General features: G+C 51.0%; 1 protein-coding gene and 1 rRNA gene (1 of these 2 cut by a window edge). Both read right to left on the bottom strand.

Annotated elements, in window-relative coordinates; translation table 11 throughout:
- Nucleotides 1-1162 (bottom strand): 23S ribosomal RNA (locus AC3WLE_RS30365); it reaches 1809 nt to the left of the window's first position.
- Nucleotides 1163-1198: 36 nt separating this feature from the next.
- Nucleotides 1199-1394: hypothetical protein (locus AC3WLE_RS30360; RefSeq protein WP_492321723.1), on the bottom strand; the 196-nt coding region annotated here is incomplete at its 5' end.

Genomic DNA, 1394 nt, shown 5'->3' with positions numbered 1-1394 from the left:
GCGTCCGCAGCTTCGGTATATAGCTTAGCCCCGTTACATCTTCCGCGCAGGACGACTCGATCAGTGAGCTATTACGCTTTCTTTAAAGGGTGGCTGCTTCTAAGCCAACCTCCTGACTGTTTTAGCCTTCCCACTTCGTTTCCCACTTAGCTATATTTGGGGACCTTAGCTGGCGGTCTGGGTTGTTTCCCTCTTGACACCGGACGTTAGCACCCGATGTCTGTCTCCCGTGATTGCACTCTTCGGTATTCGGAGTTTGCTATGGCGGGGTAATCAGCAATAGACCCCCCAACCATGACAGTGCTCTACCCCCGAAGGTGAGACACGAGGCACTACCTAAATAGTTTTCGGAGAGAACCAGCTATTTCCAGATTTGTTTAGCCTTTCACCCCTATCCACAGCTCATCCCCTAACTTTTCAACGTTAGTGGGTTCGGTCCTCCAGTACGTGTTACCGCACCTTCAACCTGGCCATGGATAGATCATCTGGTTTCGGGTCTACACCCAGCGACTCAACGCCCTGTTCGGACTCGCTTTCGCTACGCCTTCCCTAATCGGTTAAGCTTGCCACTGAATGTAAGTCGCTGACCCATTATACAAAAGGTACGCCGTCACCCGTTTCCAGGCTCCGACTGTTTGTATGCATGCGGTTTCAGGATCTATTTCACTCCCCTCCCGGGGTTCTTTTCGCCTTTCCCTCACGGTACTGGTTCACTATCGGTCGATCACGAGTATTTAGCCTTGGAGGATGGTCCCCCCATCTTCAGACAGGATTTCACGTGTCCCGCCCTACTTGTCGTACACCTAGTTCCACAATCGTGTTTTCGCATACAGGGCTATCACCTGCTATGGCCGGGCTTTCCATCCCGTTCTGCTAACACCACTGCTAAAGAGTACAAGGCTCTTCCCATTTCGTTCGCCACTACTTTGGGAATCTCGGTTGATTTCTGTTCCTGCAGCTACTTAGATGTTTCAGTTCGCCGCGTTCGCTTCCCACACCTATGAATTCAGTGTGGGATGACCCATTCGGGCCGGGTTTCCCCATTCGGACATCTCCGGATCAAAGCTTGTTTGCCAGCTCCCCGAAGCTTTTCGCAGGCTACCGCGTCCTTCATCGCCTGTGATCGCCAAGGCATCCACCACATGCACTTGTTCGCTTGACCCTATAACGAGTGTGTCTCGATCGCTCGAAACAGTCGCTACAGGATGAGTTCTCGCATTTGTGCCGTATTCCAAGTCATCTTTCGATCACTTAAATACATTTTGGTTGATACAATCACAACCCGGTATCGCGTTTTGTACTGCAGCGTCTCATCAACGCTTCGCGACACCTTTACTACATCCCATATTTTTAAAGAACAGCCGATCTTGCGATCGCTTGGCAATGCCAAATGA

Source organism: Cupriavidus sp. FW306-1B-F12B, from assembly GCF_058781795.1.
The sequence above is the reverse complement of the archived record's forward strand: the minus strand, read 5'-3'. Positions and strand labels throughout refer to the sequence as shown.